Below are 1,334 nucleotides of genomic sequence, written 5' to 3'. Positions count from 1 at the left end.
TTTAAAACTATATCTCCTAATAGAGATTTAGGCTTTAGTTTTTCATCTTCATCTAGTGATTTTTCTAATTCTAAATCTAATATTTCACCTAATCTATCACTTGCTACTACTGCACTTTGCAATTGTGGCTGTAAATTTATCAATCGTTCTATTGGTCCAATATAATATGCAAGTAATGCATTAAAGCTTATTAATTCTCCACTTGTAATTTCTCCTTTTAAAACCAAAGCACCTCCAAGCCACAAAATACATACTCCAAAAATTCCTTTAACAGTATTAATTAATGTATCTTGAAGATTATATGCATACCCATACTTAAATAAACTTTTCATAAATTTCATGAATTTATTTTCTGTTTCTACCTCTACTTTTTTTTCTCCATTAAAAGCTTTTACTGTCTCTATTCCTTGTATTGATTCAACTAAATAAGATGTCAATACTGCATCATCTTCCATAACATCTCTATTTACCTTTTCTAATTTATTTTTAAATCCAAATACTAAAATTAAATACAAGCATATTGGTACTGAACAAACAAAAAATAACGTTGAACTTTGAATGTATAAAATAATACCTCCTACAATTGCCATCAAAACATCAATCATTAAAGTTAATGTTGCTGATGAAATTGCATTTCTTATTTTCCCACCATCATTAAACCTAGAAATAATTTCCCCAACTTTTCGTGTACTAAAAAATTTCATAGGCAAATTAATCACATGATTATAATAACCTAGTAATAAAGGAATATCTATATTTTGTGCCATGTATATAAGCAGTATACTTCTAAAAAATTCAGTTAAAACCTTAAATGCAGCAAGTACAAGCATTGCTATAGATACTGATAATAATTTTTGACTTAAATTATTAGGCAGTATATCATCTATTAAAAATTGAAAATAAAACGACCCACCTATTCCAAAGAGCGTTATTATTGCAGATGATATAAATATAGCTATTAGCAGACTTTTTTGAATTTTAATCAGCCCCCAAAATCGCTTAAAAAGACCTTTAGTCTGGTCTCCTTTTTTAAAATCAGCCGTTGGAACCATTAATACTAATATACCAGTCCATATGTCAAAAAATTCTTTAGGCGTATACTTAACGATTCCTTTAGCTGGATCTGCAATCATAATACTTTCCTTAGTAATTTTATGTATCACAACATAATGCAGCAATATATTCTCAACAACTACATGTGCAACTAAAGGAGTTTTTAAATCTTCAAATATTTCTTCATTATTAGATACTTTCACCGCCTTAGCATCAAAACCTAAACTTTTAGCAGCTTCCACAAGTCCATAAACGGATGTTCCTTCTGAATCTGTTCCAGC

The 1,334-nt window shown here is 28.9% G+C and carries 1 protein-coding gene; it reads right to left on the bottom strand.

Annotation, left to right across the window (positions count from 1 at the left end):
* Window positions 1-1,334: ABC transporter transmembrane domain-containing protein (locus tag CLOBL_RS27200; RefSeq protein ID WP_242953945.1), on the bottom strand; the 1,334-nt coding region annotated here is incomplete at both ends.

This window comes from Clostridium sp. BL-8 (assembly GCF_002006495.1).
Taxonomy (GTDB): Bacteria; Bacillota; Clostridia; order Clostridiales; family Clostridiaceae; genus Clostridium.
This window is presented reverse-complemented; position numbering and strand designations above follow the sequence as displayed.